Below are 20,152 nucleotides of genomic sequence, written 5' to 3' on the forward strand. Positions count from 1 at the left end.
CTTCATTTTTATTTTATATGTCATTTTTATTAGTGTTTATTGGCTTTATAGAAAATCTAGGTACCTCTCGGTATATGATTATGTTGCCTTTAAGTTTTATTTTATTATTATTTGTAATTTATGATGGAAGTATTAATAAAAGAGCTATTAGAATATGGTTTTTATTTACTTTTTTTTCTCTACTTATAGCGTTACCATCTTTTTATAACATATATCCCCACAAAAATAATTTTGGATATACATTCGATAGTTATTTTTTTGGTATCCTATTTAAATCAACATGTACTGTATGTGTATTATTATCATTTAAAGGTGATAAAAAAAGAATGTTACAATTGATAAATATTTTATTGATAATCAATGTAAGTTTTTTCTTTGTGCAATTTTTTACTGTTTATTTAACTTCATATTATATAGATCCTCTATATTTTTTTACAGGAGAGCGACAAAGGTATTTTAGTAACTTTTCATTACCTATACTTGGCGTGATATATCGCCCAACAGGTTTATATGAAGAACCGTCTACTTATAGTGCTTTTATATTACTGTTAATAGCATCTAAAATATATTTAGATAAAAGTATTGATGTATTATTAAAAGTGAGTCTTGGTAGCATTATACTATCATTTTCTGTTGCATCTATTATATATGGTATGTTGTTTGCTTTTCTACTTTTTTTAAAATCTAAGGGAACTTATTTAAAACATATTCTTTCTGTATTTTTACCCGTGATTGTTGTTTTCGTTATTTATATTGCATTATCTAGGGTGAACTCTGTCGACTCAGCAACATCATTAAGAAATAATTTATTCATTTATTTTTTTGAACAGTCTAAATTAGAGGTTCTATTTGGTAATGGAATGCTAGGTATTATTCCATCATTATCAGATTATATGAGTAGTGGTAATTTGTGGGGGGCAGGTGTAGCAGCATTGAATGATAATGGTTTGTGGTTATTTTTGGCTATAAAAATTGGCTTGCTTGGCTTGATATTAGCGGTTTTTTTATTTTTTAAAAATAAAAAAAATACAATTAATAGAGTTATTTTTATTCTTATTTTGATGACAAAAATAAGCTTTATGTATTTCGGTTTTATTTTCTATTTGTTTTTAATTTTATATTATAAAGAAGATTAAACGATGAAAAGAATTTTCAAATATATTTATAGGAAATCAATATTTCAATTTATTAGAAAGATAGTTAAATTTAAATATAAGTATCAGACGACGACTAATAATTTAAGTATTATTTCTAGTAACTGCTTAGCTGGATGTATTTATAGTGATTTAGGTAAAGAATTCTTGTCTCCTACAATTAATACATTTTTCTATGCTGAATGTTTTATCAAGTTTTGCGAGCATCTGGATTATTATTTAAGTTTAGATTTAAAGGAAGCAAAGTATTCGAAATATATTGATAAAACAGATTATCCTGTTGGGGTTCTTGATAATATTGAAATTCATTTTTTACATTATTCTTCTTTTGCTGATGCGTATGAGAAATGGAATAATAGGAAAAAAAAAGTTAATTATAACAATATTAGATTTCTGATGACAGATAGAGATGGATTTAATAAAAATATCGGTAGCAGGTTTGATTTATTACCAGGAAAAAAAAATATTATTTTTACCGCTAATAAATATTATTTACAAGATGAAGTATATTGTAAGCTAGAAAAAGGCATTATTTCTTCTGATTTTACTTCATTTAGAAAATATGAAAAATATATTAATATAGTTGATTGGTTTGATGAAAAATAAAAAAATACTAGTTATTGAAGCGTCTAGTTTATTGGCTGGTTCTCAAAAAGTCACATTGAAAATTTTAGATTCATTATCACAGCGTGGTTTTGAAATTTATGCCATTTTAAAAAGTGATAATGAATTGTTCGATGGTTATTATAAGAAATTTAATACGAGTCGGTTTGTTTTTAATAAAATAATTAATAAATACTTTGGTACTGGTGATTTTTCATTAAGTAGATTAAAAGTTAGTTCAAAAATTATTTTGTTATTTTCAATTTTGTTTTCGAATATTCAAGTGATTTGTTTAGCAAAAAAAAATAACATATCAACAATTTATTGTTATGATCCTAAGGGAATTGTACTTTGTGGTTTGTTTGCGAAGTTGTTTAATATAAAGGTTATTTGGCATTTGCATGGTAAATTAACTTTTGGTGAAAGAGTTAATAAATTCTTATTAAGATTGGCCTATAAAGTAATCGTTCCTTCAGAATCTATTTCTAATAATTTAGCTCATTTACGTAATGATTTAAATGTTGTTTATAATGGATTTGATTTTAGTCTAAAAAATAAGAGTAAATCATTTCAAAGTGATAAAAAGTACAAGTTAATTTATATTGGAACTATTGTGCCAAACAAAGGCTTGCATTTAATAATTAATAAATTAATTCGTTCTACGATTAAAGAAGAAATTGAGTTAAATGTATTAGGTTTACCTGTAGGAGATATTGGGGATAATTATAAAAAATATCTTTTAGACTGTATAAATAATCTCCCATCAAATATTAGTGTTAATTTTAAAGGATGGGTAAATAATCCAACTGAATATATTCTTAACTCGAATGCTTTATTGTTTAGTTCTGTGGATGAATGTGAAATAGAATTTAATGGGAAAAGGAATATTTATAAAGCTAGTGAAGGATTGCCAACAGTCTTAATTGAATCAATAAGCCTTGGTGTTCCTGTTTTAGCGGCTAATACTACTGGTGTTGCTGAGATTGTATTTAGTGAAAAATTTGGGGTTATCTTAGATGATATTTGTAATTGCGATTTTGATTTAGCGCTTAGAGATACTTTAAAATGCCAAGGTTTTAAGCCACCATCTGAATTTTTTGAGAAATTTTCTATTAATACAATGAATGATAAAATTAACAATATTATAAAAGGTCATATATAGCTATGAAAATTGCTTTTGTTGGTGATATTGCTTTTTTTGGTAAATTTGATAGAAATAAAAACAAAAATTTAAATGAATATTTCTTAGATGTAAAAACTATCCTCGATACATGTGATTATTGTATTGGTAATCTAGAGGCTCCATTCATAAATAAAGCAAAGAAAAAAGGGAGTAAATCAGCATATATTTCATCTGATGCATCTAATGTGGCTATTTTGAAATATTTAAATATTAATGCAGTATGTTTAGCTAATAACCATATTTATGATTTTGGTTTAGATGGCTTAAATGAAACAATTAATTTATTGAATAGTGAAAATATAAAATGGTTTGGTGTAAATAATAAAGATCTAATTTTAGATGATTATAATTTAGCATTTCATGGCTATTGTTCATATAATACTAACCCTTTAGGTTTGAAAAATAAATTAAAACGATATGGTGTGAATGCATTAAATTATGATGATGTAAAAAATAAATTCAAGTATTATTCTGATTCTGGTTATTTAAATATATTAGCTATCCATTCTGGAATAGAGCATGTTAATTTATGTAGTTCTGATGATTTGATGTTTGCAAGAAATCTGGCTAATATTGATAATTATATATATTACGGTCATCATCCACATGTATTACAAGGTGTAGAAAATTATAAAGGCTCTATTTTGGCCTATAGTTTGGGTAACTTTTGTTTTGATGATGTTTATGATGATAGAACCTCCAATTTACTTGTAAAACAGAGTGAAAATAATAAGTCATCTATTATTTTATTACTTACGATAGATGATGGGAAAAATATAAAAATGGAATATATACCAATTTATCAAGGTGTAGATAAATTGTATGTAAATAATGAAATTGCAAATGATATTTATAAAGAATCAATAAGGTATTTAGAGCTACCGCTTAGTGATTATAATAAAATACGAGTTGATAAAATAAAGTCTATATCATCTATCCGTAACTCAAAAAGAGATATAAGTTGGTTCTTAAAAAGAATATCAATATCTACATTAATTAGAGTTTTTGAAAGAAGATTAAATGACTTTAAATATAAACGATATTTTTCATCTAAATTAAAGAAAACATTATGAAAGTAATCTTCTATAAGAAAAAAAAAGAATTAAAATTCAATTGTATCTCTGATCTTGTTATTTCTAATATATCATCTATTTTTAATATTGAGATGAGTCGTTTAATTATTAATTCTCAATCTATACTTGACCGTTTCTTCATTACTATTAGTGATGATGTGTTATACATTTCTGATAATTTATCTTATATTTCAAAACGTGTAAATTGTATTGTTGATGAAAAGTCGATTTCATTTTACAAAAAATATGGATATATACATCCTCCTTTCACGCAGTATGAAAATATTTACATGCTTACACCGCATAGGCGTTTTTTTATTACTGAAAATAATATATCTTTTGAAGATATTTATCCGGATTTTGAAAGAACTGATGATTATTTTTTAGATGGTGTAATAAATAAATATTTTTTAGATATAGATGATAAGAAGGATATTTTAGTTAGTGGTGGTATTGATTCTTCTGCTTTATTGGGGATTATAAACTCGAAAGGAGGAATACATCGAGCGCACATGTGTCAAATGAGTAGTATGATGGATGAGGTAAATAAAGCAAAATCGATGTGTGATAGTATTTCTGTTGATTTTAACTTAATTAATTTAGATGTTAATTTGTCTGAATCAGCAAAAGAATTTATTTGTTATTCTGGTGAGTTAATTTCGGATCCTATATCCATAGTTATGCTTGAAATGTTTAAGAATATATCACATGTAAATAATCAAGAAACTGTTAATTTAATTGATGGGCAAGGTGCGGATTCGTTATTAAATGGCTTACCGTTGAATAAAGTATTTAGCTATTGGTCTAAGCTGTCAACTTTTAGAGTTCTTTTATCCCCACTATCAAAGATAGGAATATATAATAAGAAAAATTCATCTTTTGGTAGGAAAATATATCGTTTGTCAAAAGGATTAAAATGTTTAGCACAGCCATCTTTTGGTAAATCTATACTTATTGCTTTAGCTGAAAGTGATAATGCTTCATCGTCTGGTAGTGAATACCTTGAATCGCGGATACAATCTTTGTTTGAATATTATAAGGATTGGCATTTTGTTTTAAGATTTTTGTATTTATTTGATATACTACCAGCAAGAGAAATGCAAAAATACTTATTTGCGAGTAAATATAATATAGAAATTATAGCGCCTTTTTTAAATACTAATATTATTAATGATACTATCGGTTTAGATAATAAATTTACGATAAAAGATGGTGTTTTTAAGTTTCCTATAACAGCAATGGCTAAAAAATATTGGCCTGATTATTTTAAAACTTCAGCAACCTCACCATTTCAGGTTAACTATTCTTTAGGTAATGATGATATAAAGACTTTATCTATTTCTACTTTATTTAATAATAATTAATATGAATAATATAATATTATCAGCCAACACTAGTTGGTATCTATATAACTTTAGAAAAAATACCATACTAAGTCTTATTAATTATGGGTTTTCAGTGACGACTATTTCTCCTCGTGATTCTTATTCGGAAAAATTAGAAAATTTAGGTGCAAAATTCATTGATATATCTATTGATCAAGGTGGCACAAACCCAATTAATGATATAAAAACTCTTATGAAGTTTAATCAGATATATTCTTCTGGTAATTATGATGTAGTTTTAAATTTCACACCAAAGAATAATATATACAGTACACTAGCGGCAAAAAGAAATAACATTAAAATCATTAATAATATTGCGGGTCTTGGTGTTTTATTTATAAATGAAAATATAACGTCAAAAATAGCTCGATTACTTTATAAAATAAGTCAGCGAAAAGCTGATAAAATATTTTTTCAAAACGAGGACGATAAACACCTTTTTTTACGGCATGGTTTAGCGAAAGAAGCAATTACAGATCGCTTACCTGGTTCTGGTGCCGATCTTAGTCGTTTTGAATTAACACCAGCTTCTGATGATGGTGTGGTTAGGTTCCTTCTTATTGCACGTATGCTATATGACAAAGGGATCGGTCATTATGCTGAAGCAGCTCGTGAGTTAAAGGCTAAGTATGGCGATAGAGTTGAGTTTAACCTTTTAGGTTTTTTAGCCGTTGAAAACCCATCGGCAGTGTCAAAAGAAGCTATGCAGAGTTGGGTTGACGAAGGGATTGTGAATTATCTTGGTGTTTCGGATGAAGTTGAAAAAGAAATAGCTAAAGCTGATTGTATGGTGCTTCCATCTTATTATCGAGAAGGTGTACCTAAATCTTTGTTAGAAGCAGGGGCAATGGGTAAACCTATTGTCACTACTGATAATGTTGGTTGCCGAGAAACAGTTGATGACGATATTAATGGTTATTTATGTGAAATTCGTTCAACAGCAAGTTTAGTTCAAGCTCTCGATAAAATGATTACCCATACCCATCAAGAAAGGTTAGCTATGGGTGTTAAGAGCCGTGAAAAGATCGAACGTGAATTTGATGAAAAAATTGTAATCAATAAATATTTGAATGCAATTAATGACCTTTTAAAAGAGAAATAAAATGAAAATTGCTATTGCTGGTACAGGTTATGTAGGTTTGTCTAATGCTATGCTGTTATCCCAGCATAATGAAGTTGTTGCGGTAGATATTATTGAAGAAAAAGTAAATTTACTCAATGATAAAATATCGCCAATCGTTGATACGGAAATTGAAGATTTTCTTCAAAATAAACAATTAAACTTTACTGCAACATTAGATAAAGAATTAGCCTATAAAAATGCTGATTTTGTTATTATTGCTACGCCAACGGATTATGATTCTGTTAATAACTTTTTTAATACCTCGTCTGTTGAAGCGGTTATTAAAGATGTGATGGCTATTAATCCAGAAGCCGTGATGGTGATTAAATCAACGGTTCCTGTAGGTTATACTAAACAGATTAAAGAACAGTTTGGTTGTGAGAATATTTTATTTTCGCCAGAGTTTTTACGTGAAGGTCGAGCACTTTACGATAATCTATATCCATCTCGTATTATTGTGGGTGAGCGTAGTGAACGTGCAGAAGTTTTTGCTAACTTATTAGCTCAAGGTGCGATTAAACAAGATATTAAAATTCTGTTTACTGATTCTACTGAAGCTGAAGGTGTAAAACTATTCTCTAATACTTATTTAGCCATGCGTGTTGCTTACTTCAATGAATTAGATACCTATGCTGCTTCTAATGGTTTAGATGCTCGTCAGATTATTGAAGGTGTAGGTTTAGACCCTCGTATTGGTAATCATTATAATAATCCATCATTTGGTTATGGCGGTTATTGTTTGCCTAAAGATACTAAGCAACTTCGTGCTAATTATCGTGACGTACCAAATAATATTATTGGTGCGATTGTTGATGCTAATACTACTCGTAAAGATTTTATTGCTGATTCTATTATTGCTAAAAATCCACAACGAGTGGGTATTTACCGTTTAATCATGAAGTCTGGTTCTGATAACTTCCGCGCATCAAGCATTCAAGGGATCATGAAGCGTATTAAGGCAAAAGGTATCGAAGTTGTTATTTATGAACCTGTATTACATGAAAAAGAATTCTTTAATTCATTAGTGATTGACGATTTAGATGAATTTAAACAAACATGTGATGTGATTGTATCTAACCGTATGGTTGATGAAATTACTGATGTTGTAGATAAAGTTTATACCCGTGATTTATTTGGTAATGATTAATATTAAAAATAAAACGATATATAATTTCTAATTTTTATTTAATGAGTCTTATATGAAATATTTAGTAACAGGTGTTGCGGGTTTTATTGGTAGTGCAATTACAGAACGTTTAACTGCACTTGGTCATCAGGTTGTTGGTATTGATAATTTAAATGATTATTATGATGTAAATTTAAAATCAGCTCGTTTAAAGCGTATCGAGCATGTTAATTTTGAATTTATTAAATTAGATTTAGCTGATCGTGAAGGAATGGCTGAATTATTTAAAGTACAACAATTTGATCGAGTGATTAACTTAGCGGCACAAGCCGGAGTTCGTTATTCTATCGATAATCCATTAGCATATGCTGATAGTAATTTAATTGGTTTTGTTAATGTACTTGAAGGTTGTCGCCATAATAAGGTTAAACATCTTATTTATGCATCATCAAGTTCTGTATATGGCTTAAATGCAAAGACACCATTTGAAACTAGTGATTCAGTTGATCATCCTATTTCATTATATGCAGCGAGTAAAAAAGCCAATGAGTTAATGGCGCATACTTATTCGCATTTATATGGATTGCCAACAACAGGGTTACGTTTCTTTACTGTTTATGGTCCTTGGGGCCGTCCAGATATGGCGCTGTTTAAATTCACTAAAAAAATCATGAATGACGAAGAAATCGACATTTACAATAATGGTGATATGCAACGCGACTTTACTTATATTGATGATATTGTAGAAGGTATTGTTCGTATTCAAGATGTTGTACCGGCAAAGCAACCAGATTGGACTGTTGAGACGGGTTCTGCTGCTGATAGTTCTGCCCCTTACCGTATTTATAATATTGGTAATGGTAAATGTGAAAAACTAATGGATTATATTGAAGCATTAGAAGATAGCTTAGGTATTCAAGCGAAGAAAAACTTTATGCCGATGCAACCTGGTGATGTGTATAAAACGTATGCAGATACCAGTGGCTTATTTGAAGCGACAGGTTACAAGCCTGAAACACCGATTAAAGAGGGTGTTGAGAATTTTGTGCAGTGGTATCGTGATTTTTATAATCAATAAATTATAAATTTATTAAGTATGGATATGAAATGAACACTAAAATCAAAAAAGCAGTCATTCCTGTAGCAGGCCTTGGCACTCGTATGCTGCCTGCAACCAAAGCAATTCCTAAAGAAATGCTGCCAATTGTTGATAAACCGCTGATTCAATACATCGTTAATGAGTGTGTCAATGCGGGTATTAAAGAAATTATTCTTGTTACCCACTCTTCTAAGAATGCGATTGAAAACCACTTTGATACTTCTTTTGAGTTAGAAGCGACTTTAGAAGCGCGTGTTAAGCGTCAGTTGTTAGATGAAGTAAAAGCAATTTGTCCTAAAGACGTGACGATTATGCATGTGCGTCAAGGGCAAGCTAAAGGTTTAGGTCATGCGGTTCTGTGTGCGAAACCACTGATTGGTGATCAGCCGTTTGTGGTTGTGTTGCCTGATGTGATTTTAGACGAATACACCGCAGATCAAAAAACAGAAAACCTCGCGGCGATGATTGCACACTTTGAGCAAAAAGGAGCAAGCCAAATTATGGTTGAGCCTGTGCCAATGAGTGATGTGTCTAAGTATGGTGTGGTTGACTGTAACGGTGTTGATCTTAAAGGCGGTGACTCATGCCCTATGACGCGTGTGGTTGAAAAGCCTACGATTGAGAATGCACCGTCTAACCTTGCGGTTGTGGGTCGTTATGTTTTATCTCACAACATTTGGGATAAGCTAGCAATGACACCACCAGGGGCTGGAGATGAGATCCAGCTGACTGATGCTATTGATATGCTGATGAAAGATGAAACCGTTGAAGCTTTCCACATGACAGGCCGTTCACATGATTGTGGTGACAAGCTTGGTTATGCTAAAGCCTTTGTTGAATATGCTATGCGTGACAAAGTATTAGGCGAAGCGTTTAGTACTTATATTCAATCGTTAAATAATGCTTCTTTTGTTGATTCATTAGATTTAACGCCATTGAGTGAAAAAACTAACGTTTAACTAATGTCTATTAGATTGATTAATTGCTTGTTTTTTAAGTGTTCCACATTCTCTGCTTCTTCGTAATCTCACTGTAGGGAATGACGAAGGTGAATGCTAAATAAAAGCCCGTATTGAACTTTTTGTATAAATGGTTCAATACGGGCTTTTTGCGTTTTAAACTTTTATAAAATCATTAACGTTTATCAAATACATGATTGGATTCCATCATATTAGAAAATGCACTGCCATCACATCGGGCGGCATTAAAAACATACGGTGCGTAAATCTCAAATAGTAGCTTGGTGCTACTGTGACCGAGCATCTTTGATACATATAATGGATTTTCATGAGCCGCTAAATGCAATACTGCAGCTGTATGGCGAGTCTCATACGGTCGACGAGAGGATAGTCCTGCTTTTTTGAGCGTAGGGTGCCAGACTTTTTGTCCGATTTTTCGAGTATCTAATGGTTGCCCAGTTTCATCGCTAAAAAGAAACGCATCGAGTGTGTTTAATGGTTGTGTCACTCGTTTGAGCGATTCAAACAAAATATCATTGATGGGTAAGTCTCGACGTGATTTAGGTGTTTTTACATCGGTAATTTCACCATTAACCACATTTTGACGGATTCTAATTAAGCGGTGATTAAAATCAATATGCTGTAATTGCAATCCATGTACTTCACAGCTGCGCATTCCGGTCATAAAGCGTAATAAAAAATAGTCATACCACTTTGCATCAACATGGTGCAGAAAGCATTTCACTTCTTCTAATGTCATTGGATTACTATCACTTTTTTCTTCACGTAGTGCTTTGTAACGCGCAAAGGGATACGGGAAGTGATATTCATCAGCAGCTAACGACATAATCGAAATTAGCGGCCACAAAATATTATTGATGCGTGCATTAGATAATTGGCGTGAACCATCTTCTTTTTCCATCAGACTCAATCTTTGTCTATAGTGTTCTAGATGGTTTAGCGTTAATTCATCCACCAATAAATTACCAAATTCTGGTTTTAGATAGTTATTGAGGTTACGAACAACAGTATTGTAATAACTTTGCTTCCATTTGGGCTTTTGGCGTTCAAGCCAGTTATTGGAAAAGTTATCAAAGTAAGGCGAGAAGCGTTCAGGAAATCGTTCCTGTTGCAGCGTTTCAAACAGCTCAACTTTTTTGCTATCAGGAAAGTAATCACGGTATTGAAAGGTATTTAAGTTTATTTCAGCATTGATTTGCTTAACCGTTGCTTTGGCTATTTTAATATTTTTAGGTGTTGCTGGCATGCCTGTGGTTTCACGAAAGCGCCTGCCATAGATGTGAATATCATATTGAACGATCCCATTGGGACGAATGCGGTAATTAGCCATAATTGAGCTCCATCAGATAGATCTACCCATATCCGATGTGCTCAGTTACAATAAGCCCATCGGCTGGATCGCGTTTAAACGTCGGGAGCAGCCGATACGAGACGAAGTGGTTGCCGCCACTTCGCCTCAACTGCCAATCTGAGACAGTGATAAATCACTGTTCGTCTATAAAACTATACCCATACTGGTTATTTGTCCAGTATGCACTCTGTGTTTTATTAAATATCGTCATAGCCTAATAAATCGGCTTGTTTACAACTATCCCCCTGATTTTGTTTATTGTAGATAGCCATCAGCGCTTGCATAGCTATCAGATCATTATTATCGGTGTTGAGTTCGATAGGAATGCTGGCATAAGGGCGTTTAGGATCGCGTTCATTATAAAAAGCTAATTTTCTTGAACCATCAGTTGCTTTCAATATACGTAGCGTCATTCCTTTCATATCGGTAATATTTTTGATCCGCACTTTAAGTAGTTGGCGCAAATTAATGTTGTAGAGTAATGGCTGTTTGGCCGTAATATCTAATGCCGAGAGATTCTGCAAGCTATCAACGGTAAAGCCAAAGCCTGAAATATAGACGTTGTTTTGTGTACAATAGAGCAAACTGATGTTGTTATGCTTTATTTGGTTAATGCGCGTATAGGTTGTAATTTCTGATTTAAGCGCGTAGATATCAACAACGCACTTCACTTCCGTTGTGTAATCGGCTTTGGGTTTATTATAAAAATCTGACAGTGATTCAAGTGAGCAAGACTGACTATGTTGACCATCGGTGACGGTCAGCTGTTCATTATCAACATTGATCATTAATGTGTCTGATTGCGTGTGTTGACAAGTATGTTTCAATATATCAAGACCGTCTTGATTAGCGACTAAGTCAATTTCTGGAATAAGACCTATTGGCAGTGCCATTGTTGATATATCACTATCACGCTGAACGGTAATTTCATGTTGTGCTTTATCGATTTTAAAAAATTCTAAAGGGCAGTGACTGCTCGCGACTTCAAGCATGGGTTGTAGCGCTGATATTGATACGGTTTGAAAGGTTTTATGAGTAAGTGACGCGACATATTCAAGGTGCTCCTCACAAGCTACAACGCATTGCCAGCGACGAACAGCATGATCGTTAGCATACCCAATAACATAACTATCATTTTTGGATTGCTCATCAAGCTCTAAAATGATCTCTTTATTATCGGTATTGGGTTTTAAGCAATCTTGGCAATAGTCTTTAAACATATCGGCATCTATCGACCATTTACCATCTTGTAATGTTGGATCTTGGCCCTTAAAAGTTAGCTTGATGATCCTCAGTGCATCACGTTTACCGCCAATAATAGAAATAGTATTAGCTGCTTTATCAATAATAAACGTGGTCAGCGATGCGCGTTCTTTTTTATCAATAGCATTAATCATATTAATAATGTGCGGGTAATATTGTTTGTCGATTAATATTGTTTTCATCATGTATTCCTTAGTGATGAGTTAAAAAGTCACACAGTATTTGAAATAACCACGGTGCTTGAGGAATAAAGCGCACTGTAATGCTCAGTTGTGTGCTTCCTGTATTTAGTTTATGTATCGAAACGGTGTCTTTATTTGTCGCAAAATACGTGTCAATCAGCGCTTTATTTTTATTGATGCAAGTTTTTCTATTGTGTTGTAGCTCAAAAGAAAATTGGCAGCATTTAAAAACTGGGCTTCTAAACACTTGCTGAAAGTAGATGCCATTGTTTTTATTGCAGCGAATAGTAAATAACAGAGTACGTGTATCGAGATCGACAATCATCGGGCCTAATTGTTGTAATGCTTGCCGCTGCTGTTTGGTGAATATGATCGGCTGATGCCCACCAGAGAGTGCCCAAAATTCGCTAAGTGCTGAAAATGCCTGTTGATCTTGATTTAATGATCCCAATAACTGTTTTGGTTGGTAGTTATAGTGGTATGTTGTAGGCTGATTGCTCTCCTCAATGGTGATGTCATCACTGCAATGCGCGATCCATAACGACAGAAAGTGTTTTTCATCATCAGGCTCACTAATACTTGTTTGTTGAGGTGTGACCGACTTGAGTTGTTTAAATCCTTTTTTCTTTAATAGATGTGGGGTTAATTCAAGCGCGGTTAACATCAAGGTGTAGTGTTGCTTTTCATGGGTTGTTGCTTGTCGGTAATCTGGGGCGATGGCATTTAAAAATCGTGACACATCATTAGATAATGGACCGATCCCGAGTAAATAGCGCAGTTCAGTTTGTTTATAGCCATTTTCGTTAATTGAAAATAATGGCGTTAACCATTCCATGCCGTGTAAATAGCTCCAACGCGTTGTCGTATAGTGGCTATGGCCCAGTTGATCACCGATAACATCAAACAGTAGCCCATCATTGACGTGAGAAAATGGACGTCCTTCAAGCCAAAAATCAAACCGTTCGCGACAACGGCGTTCGGTCAACATCGCTGTGGTGGATTTACCTAAAGGCATGGGTGATTGCGGTAAGGCGAGTGCGAGTTGAAGTCCTTGTTGCATCAACCAATGTGCGCCACTATGACGAAGGTGATGAAAGCGCACATTCGCGCCCCATAACGTTTTTAATGCCTTTGTCACCGGTAATAAATAATGCAATTGACGCGATGTCATTGATTCATTGTTAAACCCTAATAAGGGCGTTGTTGGTAAGCAGCCACGTTTAATATAGATCACTATTCTCATTAATTTGGCGATAGCTGCTGGCAATGAAATATAAACAAACCGTTTTTGTTTATTTTTGGTGTTACCTTCGGCGGTATTACTGATACATAACGTAAATTGATTTTTGTTATCCACATCCCCAATAATATCTTGGCAACGTAACCGTAATACTTCCCCACGCCGCAGTGCACCATAAAAACCTAAGATCAAGGCAGTGGTACAAAATAACCGTTGTAGTGGATTCCCTGTTGATTGAGATAATAGGGCTTCAACCGTCAGTAAACATTGGTCAACACTAAGACGAAAAGGATCAACTGTTGCTGAGAGTAATGGTGATGAGAATTGCGATATATCAAAATGCTCAGTCACAGACATCTGAGGCAAAAAACGCAAAAAGTTATAAATTAACCAACGTTCTGTGTCTTTATCAAAGTGTGCATATACCTTAGTTGCCCAGTTCATGAGCGCGTTGTGATCACAGGCTTCGACATAAGAAAGCGGATAGTCTGCGAGTTGACGGTATATATGGGTGTATTTACTGATGCTATTTGGACTTAATGTCGTCGCTATTACCCCACCAAATTTAATTAAATCATAGGTAAAGTAATACATGATATTGGCAATAATATCGTCGTAAGGCCATGGTGGTGGGGTTGCAAAATGGGTGCTCAAAAGAGTAGGCCATTGAGATGAAGGTTGGGTTTTAATGGCTTTGAGCAGTACTAGGTGTGGCCAACGTTTAACTTTATTGGCTGTAAATGTGTGGTACGCAGGTGCTATCCAATCTTGATCATAAATCTGCTTAATGTGTTGTTTGTACTGTGGATGTGGCAGTTGTGGTACAAACGCAACATGACGATGTGGCTGACTGATATCTAATAGTAGCACACAAGGAAATTGGTATTGCACCAGCCAAATTTGTTGAAAACAATGTTGCCATTGTGCCGCATTTCTTGGGACAAGATAAAATGGCGCCTGTGATAAAAATTGATCCAGCGCATGATGTAATGTTTTGAGCGTTATTTTATCTGACTTACTATTAAAATAGTTGATTAATAAACGACAGCTAAACGGGGTTAACGCATAACGAGTAAAATAGGGCGGCTGTTGTGAGTGTCGTGCTGCGGGAGTTTGGTGATATACGACAAGTGTGAATTGATTATCAACGATCTCAATACTGGCTGGATCATTTAAAACCTCAGTCCAGTAGCACAGTGATAGTGGTGCGACTTCAATACTTAATGCCAGAGCAATAAAAGCGATGTCGAGCTCTGGACGATGTTGTAAAAAAGTGTGTTTATATTCTTGATAAGCCTGATACAGCGCTGATGCATCAGGCGCTTGTAGACTGATTAATTGCATCCAAGCTAATTGGGTATCATGAAAACGTTTAAGCTCTGGCTCTGGCAGTTGCCATGCACAATGTTGATGCAGGTAAAACAACACATTATCAACCGCCCGTAGTAAATGTCGTTGCTGACCTGTCGGAATGGTTGTGATCGTTTTTTTTATGTTTCGTAGCTCTGCCATTGTTATGCTGCGATCTGAACGAGGCGTTTTGTTGATCAAAGCAATAACGTATTGAAGAAATTCTTCAGTTTCACAAGCTAAACCCTGCTGGAGATGACTATTAATAATCTCGTCATTCACCGATTTAAGTATCATATTGTCTAGCATCGATTATTCCTGCAATAGATGAATGTGTGAAAAAGAAAATAACGTTGAACGCTCTAGACTGAAGTACAATTTCTTTGATACCTGGTTTAAAAAGAGTAACAATATTTTTTTGTTGATGGGAAAACATTGATCGCTGCCAAGATGTTCGCCAAAGGATGAGTGTCCCATCAAACGATCAATTTGCTGTGTGGTGAGTTGAGGATCGGTTGATGATAGTGCTAGTTGCGCAAAGGTATGTCGTAAATTATAAGGCACGATATTTTTTACATGGTTGCTCTTATAAGGCCAATGCTGTTGCATAAATTGACGTATATTGCGCGCGCTAAGATGTTGAGGTTGATTGTTTTCATCAAATAAAAACCATAAAAATGGCGATGAGGCATTGCTACCTAGTTGGGTTAGTAAATTCTGTTGAATGGACAGGTAGTGCGTGATGGTTTGTTGTAAATAGTCGCAAAGGTAAAGTGTTCGGTAACGGCCTTTATCCGAGATCGTTGATTGAAGAGTGCCATAACATCGACGCGTTTCAAGTGAGATCGCGTGTGTGGGTCTTGCGCCAGTTAAAATCAAAAACTGAAACGCGAGCTGATAGGTTAATGCATTGTAATAGGCTTTTAATTGGGTTTTTGTCGCGACCTTAGCAACGGTATGTTGTTTGACGTTATTATCAAGCGCAAGGAAAAAAGTCCGTACGTCATCTAAAGGCAAAGCGCGCTCTGATCCTACCCAAATCGTGGATAATTCGACATATTGATAACCATGATCATTGGGGTTTTTCTGGCGTTCAAAAGCAATGATTTTTCCTGCGGTGGTTAAATACGCAGGCAATGTCACTTTTGTATCTAACAAGAGTGAAAGATTATAATGCGCATTATCCAGTGCGAGGTTAATGCGATAACGACTCCCTGCTTGGACGATACGCTCTAAATAATCATTGTGTGCTTTAAAAATTTCATAACGGATCTGATCACTGTTTTTCTGTTGATAGGCTATTGCGCTGTGATGATGCAACGTTTTATCACCTAACAAGACTGATTTGGCTGGGGTTGAAAGATAAGGACTCTGTAGAGTCATTATTGTGAAATAGCGAAAAAAGACATCTTTTCTAAGTCGACCGAATTGCGCGCACAGCTTGGGTGTTTTCCATGAGCTATTGATAAATCGCCACAGCTGCTCTTTAAGCGTTAGATTCAGTAACGGCTTTTGCGCTATTGTTGCGAGCGTTTTAACGTAGCTGTAGAAAATATGATGCAGCGCGGTAGGGATAGGTTGCCACAGCCAAACGCTCCCTGTTGAGGTTGAATAACACTGGGCATATTCAACCCATGATATCCTATTAATGTTGATAATTCGTAGTCGGTGTTCGGCACATGCTTCTTTGCCTGTTACACGCGATAAAGATGGAATATCGACGGCAGCGGTGAGGCTATCGAGCTGCTGTGTCATCCATAAGTAGATAAAGGTGATCAACAATGGCTCTTTATCCTTAGAGGCGTGAAATAACTTATTAAAATGTGTAATAGCAATACGTAAGGTATTTACGACATGCAAGGCATCTGGCGCGATCCCGCCGCTATTATTTTTTCGATTATTTTTTTTAATGGCCGCTAGTCTACCCACGATGGTTCTCCTTGATTGACCTTGCTCTGATCGCAGACGGTAATACTTGCGCTAATTTGGCGAGATAACGTTTAGTTAGGGCTACTGAGGTATTGATGTTGTGTTGTTGTTTTAAACGGCAATATAAATTATTTAGCATTGATGCAGTAAAAAAATGATTTATTGCTGGAAAAATTAGATTGAGACCTAAGATCACACTCTCACATTCATCATTACTATAAATGTTTAAGTGCACTTTTGTGTTTCGTGCAGCAGGATGTTGAGATAGCAAAAAAAATAGAGGTTTTTTTTCTAACAGCAAATAACGGTTGCTATCAGAGGGATCAATCGTAACGGATAATGTGATTTGTTCAATGCCGAGCGTAACTTGTTGAGCATCGAGTAATTCAGATGCGTTATGTTGGCGTTCTTTGATCTTATCATTGGCACACAACTCTAATACCAAGGGATGGTATGTGATATTTAGATCTGATCGTTGGATAAATTTATGCTTTGGCATAATAGATACTCGATAGTTAAAACGTATATCTATTATTACAGATAAGTGGTATTTCTAATTATGGTAAAGGGTGCTAATTCGGGGTGCTTACCAGAATTTTTTTTTAAAAAATAAAAATATTTTTGAGTTTATGATGCATAAGGTAGTAAAAAATTGCTGATTCTTTCTTTTCTCAAAGTTCAGCTTACAATATTAATTTCTCTGATGCGTATCTTCAAGTAACTGAAGTGGCCAAATTAACTATGCCACTTCAGACCAAGGCTACTCGGTAAAAGAAGCTGCTGAAGCGATGAATGTCGGTAAATCAACAATGGATAAATGGGTTCGACAGCTTAAAGATGAACGTGGTGGGATTACACCCAAAGCAACACCAATGACACCTGACCAGCTTAAAATTCGTGAATTAGAAAAGAAGATTAAACGGATTGAAATGGAGAAAGAAATACTAAAAAAAGCAACCGCTCTTTTGGTATCGGACTCATTCAAAACTTCATATTAGTTGATGAATTAAAAGCTTATTATCCTGTATCTATTATTTGCAATGTCTTTAATATTCATCGCAGTAGCTATAAATATTGGACTAAACGGCTTAAAACGCAGTCAAAAGAGCAAGTGCTATTATCTAGTGAAGTGAAGGCTGCACATCGTGCCAGTGGTGGCTCAACAGGAGCCAGAACGATTGTAGGTATCGTTACAACTAAAGGCGTGCCGTTAAGTCGCTATAAAGCCACTAACATCATGAAACAATTAGGGTTAGTTAGTTGTCAGGTTAAGAAGCATCGTTATAAAAAAGCAGAAAATGAACATTTAAATATTCCCAATACATTAGATCGCCAGTTTGCAGTTACTGAGCCTAATCAGGTTTGGTGTGGCGACGTGACATATATTTGGTCAGGACAACGTTGGTTGTACCTTGCTGTTGTGATTGATTTATTTGCCCGTAAAGTGATTGGTTGGGCAACATCAGGCTCACCCAATACAGATTTAACAGGTAAAGCTCTTTCGATGGCTTATGAAGTTCGAGGGGTGCCTAAAAGTGTCATGTTTCATTCCGATCAAGGCTGTCATTACACAAGTAAACAATTTCGCCGATTACTTTGGCGGTATCAAATTACACAAAGTATGAGTCGACGTGGAAATTGTTGGGATAACGCCCCGATGGAACGATTATTTAGAAGTTTTAAAACAGAATGGATGCCAACGGCGGGTTATCGTTCATCGAATGAAGCTAAAGTGGCGATCACTAAATACATTATCCGATATTACAACCAAGTCAGGCCCCATCAATATAACGGTGGCTTGACGCCTAATGAATCAGAACGCCGATTTAATAATGAATACAAATCCGTGGCCAGTTTTACTTGACCACTTCAACATTGTGGAAATACCAAATAACTCAAAGTATGAGTCGACGTGGAAATTGTTGGGATAATGCTCCAATGGAACGATTTTTTAGAAGTTTCAAAACGGAGTGGATGCCCAAAGAGTGCTATAACAATTATGAAGAAGCGGAAAGGGACACGCTCAAATATATATTGCAATATTACAACACTAAGCGGGGCCATAGTTATAACAACTATTTATCGCCAATGGTGATGGAAGCAGCCGCTTAATTTAAACACCTATAAAGGTGTACAGTTTTACTTGACCACTACAAATCATCATCGGTATTTAAACAAAGACAAAACTAAAATCTCCTATAATTTATTCATAGGTATTTAAAAATAAGTTCTTTTTGTTCTGTTTGTGAGTTAACTAATTGACAGTGTTGAGTTTTATGTATGTTAAGCATGCTGAAACAATACTTATTTGGTATTAGTTGTTCAGTTATATTTTTATTATCCAAAGATGTCATGTAAAACATTGAATTACTAAATTTATTTGTACTTAGAAAATATTGACATCCCAAAAATTTATGGTCTTGATGTACTATTAGAAGATTTTCTGACAGTAGAACGTTTATATTTGCTTTAATTTCACGGTTCAATTTATTTTTATAATGGTAATAATATAAGATTTTTTCTTCTGCTATTATTTTGGAAAGATCTCTTACTCTGAAAGGAGCATCTCCGATTTTATGTATAGCGAAAAGAACCCATTTATTTATTTTTAGTTTTGTCATCGATAAATCTACTGTGGTGTTCGGAATGTGAAACCACAATACATAATTTATACTCATCTTTAAACATTAAATTATCTCATTTTAACTGGGGTTTGTCAATTGTTTTTAACGCTATTTGTTGAATTTGTAAGAATTAATTGAAAATGACCAGTGAACTGAATTTAATAAGAAGATAACCATCTAATATTAGAGCATTAAATTTCTGGAATAATTATCATTCTCCCAGTGAATGCCTGCCTGCGAAGGCGATAGAGAATCTAAGACTTTTAAAAGACTGCTCTTATTATTTTGATTGAATAGATTATTGCTCTTTAATCATTTTTAGACAGTTTACGGACATCTAAACTGTCTCATTTTTCCGATTTTTGAAGTGAAACTGTCACTGCAACTATTTGAATTAAATATATTTTATTGATTTTAAACGTAAATTGGAGAGGGATAAAAAAGGGGAGGAATAGCCTAAGCTATTTTAAAACGCTTACTGTGACAC

Annotated in this window: 16 protein-coding genes; 11 read left to right on the forward strand and 5 right to left on the reverse strand. The window is 34.1% G+C overall.

The window, feature by feature from the left end; genetic code table 11:
- Nucleotides 1-80: 80 nt before the first annotated feature.
- The 9 genes from GLP24_RS18155 to galU are packed head-to-tail and all read left to right on the forward strand — an operon-like array spanning nt 81 to nt 9,705.
- Complete coding sequence (locus GLP24_RS18155; RefSeq protein WP_232616367.1) at nt 81-1,136, forward strand: hypothetical protein; 1,056 nt, start codon at nt 81-83, stop codon at nt 1,134-1,136.
- 3 nt (nt 1,137-1,139) lie between these two features.
- A complete protein-coding gene (locus GLP24_RS18160) occupies nt 1,140-1,760 on the forward strand; it encodes a DUF1919 domain-containing protein (protein ID WP_232616368.1) in 621 nt (206 codons plus the stop codon).
- Nucleotides 1,750-2,919, forward strand: coding sequence for a glycosyltransferase (locus GLP24_RS18165; protein WP_232616369.1), 1,170 nt, complete (start codon nt 1,750-1,752; stop codon nt 2,917-2,919). Before GLP24_RS18160 ends, GLP24_RS18165 begins: the two co-directional genes overlap by 11 nt.
- A 2-nt stretch (nt 2,920-2,921) precedes the next feature.
- Complete coding sequence (locus GLP24_RS18170) at nt 2,922-4,013, forward strand: CapA family protein (RefSeq protein ID WP_232616370.1); 1,092 nt, start codon at nt 2,922-2,924, stop codon at nt 4,011-4,013.
- Nucleotides 4,010-5,377: an asparagine synthase-related protein gene (locus GLP24_RS18175; RefSeq protein WP_232616371.1), complete on the forward strand. Its 1,368-nt coding sequence runs from the start codon at nt 4,010-4,012 to the stop codon at nt 5,375-5,377. The genes GLP24_RS18170 and GLP24_RS18175 overlap by 4 nt, the downstream gene beginning before the upstream one ends.
- Before the next feature lies 1 nt (nt 5,378).
- The gene (locus GLP24_RS18180; RefSeq protein WP_232616372.1) at nt 5,379-6,500 is read left to right on the forward strand and encodes a glycosyltransferase family 4 protein; all 1,122 of its coding nucleotides are present in this window, start codon (nt 5,379-5,381) and stop codon (nt 6,498-6,500) included.
- Between the two features lies 1 nt (nt 6,501).
- Entirely contained in the window at nt 6,502-7,668 is a 1,167-nt protein-coding gene (locus GLP24_RS18185; RefSeq protein WP_232616373.1) for a nucleotide sugar dehydrogenase, read from the forward strand.
- Nucleotides 7,669-7,720: 52 nt separating this feature from the next.
- A complete protein-coding gene (locus tag GLP24_RS18190) occupies nt 7,721-8,725 on the forward strand; it encodes an NAD-dependent epimerase (RefSeq protein ID WP_232616374.1) in 1,005 nt (334 codons plus the stop codon).
- Between the two features lie 29 nt (nt 8,726-8,754).
- Nucleotides 8,755-9,705 carry a UTP--glucose-1-phosphate uridylyltransferase GalU gene (galU, locus tag GLP24_RS18195; RefSeq protein WP_232616375.1) on the forward strand — a complete coding sequence of 317 codons (951 nt, stop codon included), beginning with the start codon at nt 8,755-8,757 and terminating at the stop codon, nt 9,703-9,705.
- Between the two features lie 175 nt (nt 9,706-9,880).
- Here galU and GLP24_RS18200 read toward each other — a convergent pair whose 3' ends face one another.
- The 5 genes from GLP24_RS18200 to GLP24_RS18220 form a co-directional block, all read right to left on the reverse strand.
- Complete coding sequence (locus GLP24_RS18200; protein WP_232616376.1) at nt 9,881-11,056, reverse strand: Arm DNA-binding domain-containing protein; 1,176 nt, start codon at nt 11,054-11,056, stop codon at nt 9,881-9,883.
- A 218-nt stretch (nt 11,057-11,274) separates the two neighbouring features.
- Nucleotides 11,275-12,522 (reverse strand): hypothetical protein, encoded by a 1,248-nt coding sequence (locus tag GLP24_RS18205; RefSeq protein WP_232568222.1) that lies wholly within the window; start codon nt 12,520-12,522, stop codon nt 11,275-11,277.
- A gap of 10 nt (nt 12,523-12,532) precedes the next feature.
- Nucleotides 12,533-15,421 carry a site-specific integrase gene (locus tag GLP24_RS18210; RefSeq protein ID WP_232616377.1) on the reverse strand — a complete coding sequence of 963 codons (2,889 nt, stop codon included), beginning with the start codon at nt 15,419-15,421 and terminating at the stop codon, nt 12,533-12,535.
- Between the two features lie 3 nt (nt 15,422-15,424).
- On the reverse strand, nt 15,425-17,041 hold the full coding sequence (locus tag GLP24_RS18215) for a site-specific integrase (protein WP_232616378.1): 1,617 nt from the start codon (nt 17,039-17,041) through the stop codon (nt 15,425-15,427).
- On the reverse strand, nt 17,034-17,540 hold the full coding sequence (locus GLP24_RS18220; RefSeq protein ID WP_232616379.1) for a hypothetical protein: 507 nt from the start codon (nt 17,538-17,540) through the stop codon (nt 17,034-17,036). The genes GLP24_RS18215 and GLP24_RS18220 overlap by 8 nt, the downstream gene beginning before the upstream one ends.
- A gap of 235 nt (nt 17,541-17,775) precedes the next feature.
- Between GLP24_RS18220 and GLP24_RS18225 the strand changes: the two genes are divergently transcribed.
- A protein-coding gene (locus GLP24_RS18225; RefSeq protein WP_232616380.1) for an IS3 family transposase occupies nt 17,776-18,905 on the forward strand; the annotation gives its coding sequence in 2 pieces (ribosomal slippage) (nt 17,776-17,998 and nt 17,998-18,905; 1,131 coding nt in all).
- A gap of 11 nt (nt 18,906-18,916) precedes the next feature.
- On the forward strand, nt 18,917-19,153 hold the full coding sequence (locus tag GLP24_RS18230) for an integrase core domain-containing protein (RefSeq protein ID WP_456291278.1): 237 nt from the start codon (nt 18,917-18,919) through the stop codon (nt 19,151-19,153).
- Nucleotides 19,154-20,152 lie beyond the last annotated feature (999 nt).

This window comes from Photobacterium carnosum, assembly GCF_021236965.1.
Classification (GTDB): Bacteria; Pseudomonadota; Gammaproteobacteria; order Enterobacterales; family Vibrionaceae; genus Photobacterium; species Photobacterium carnosum.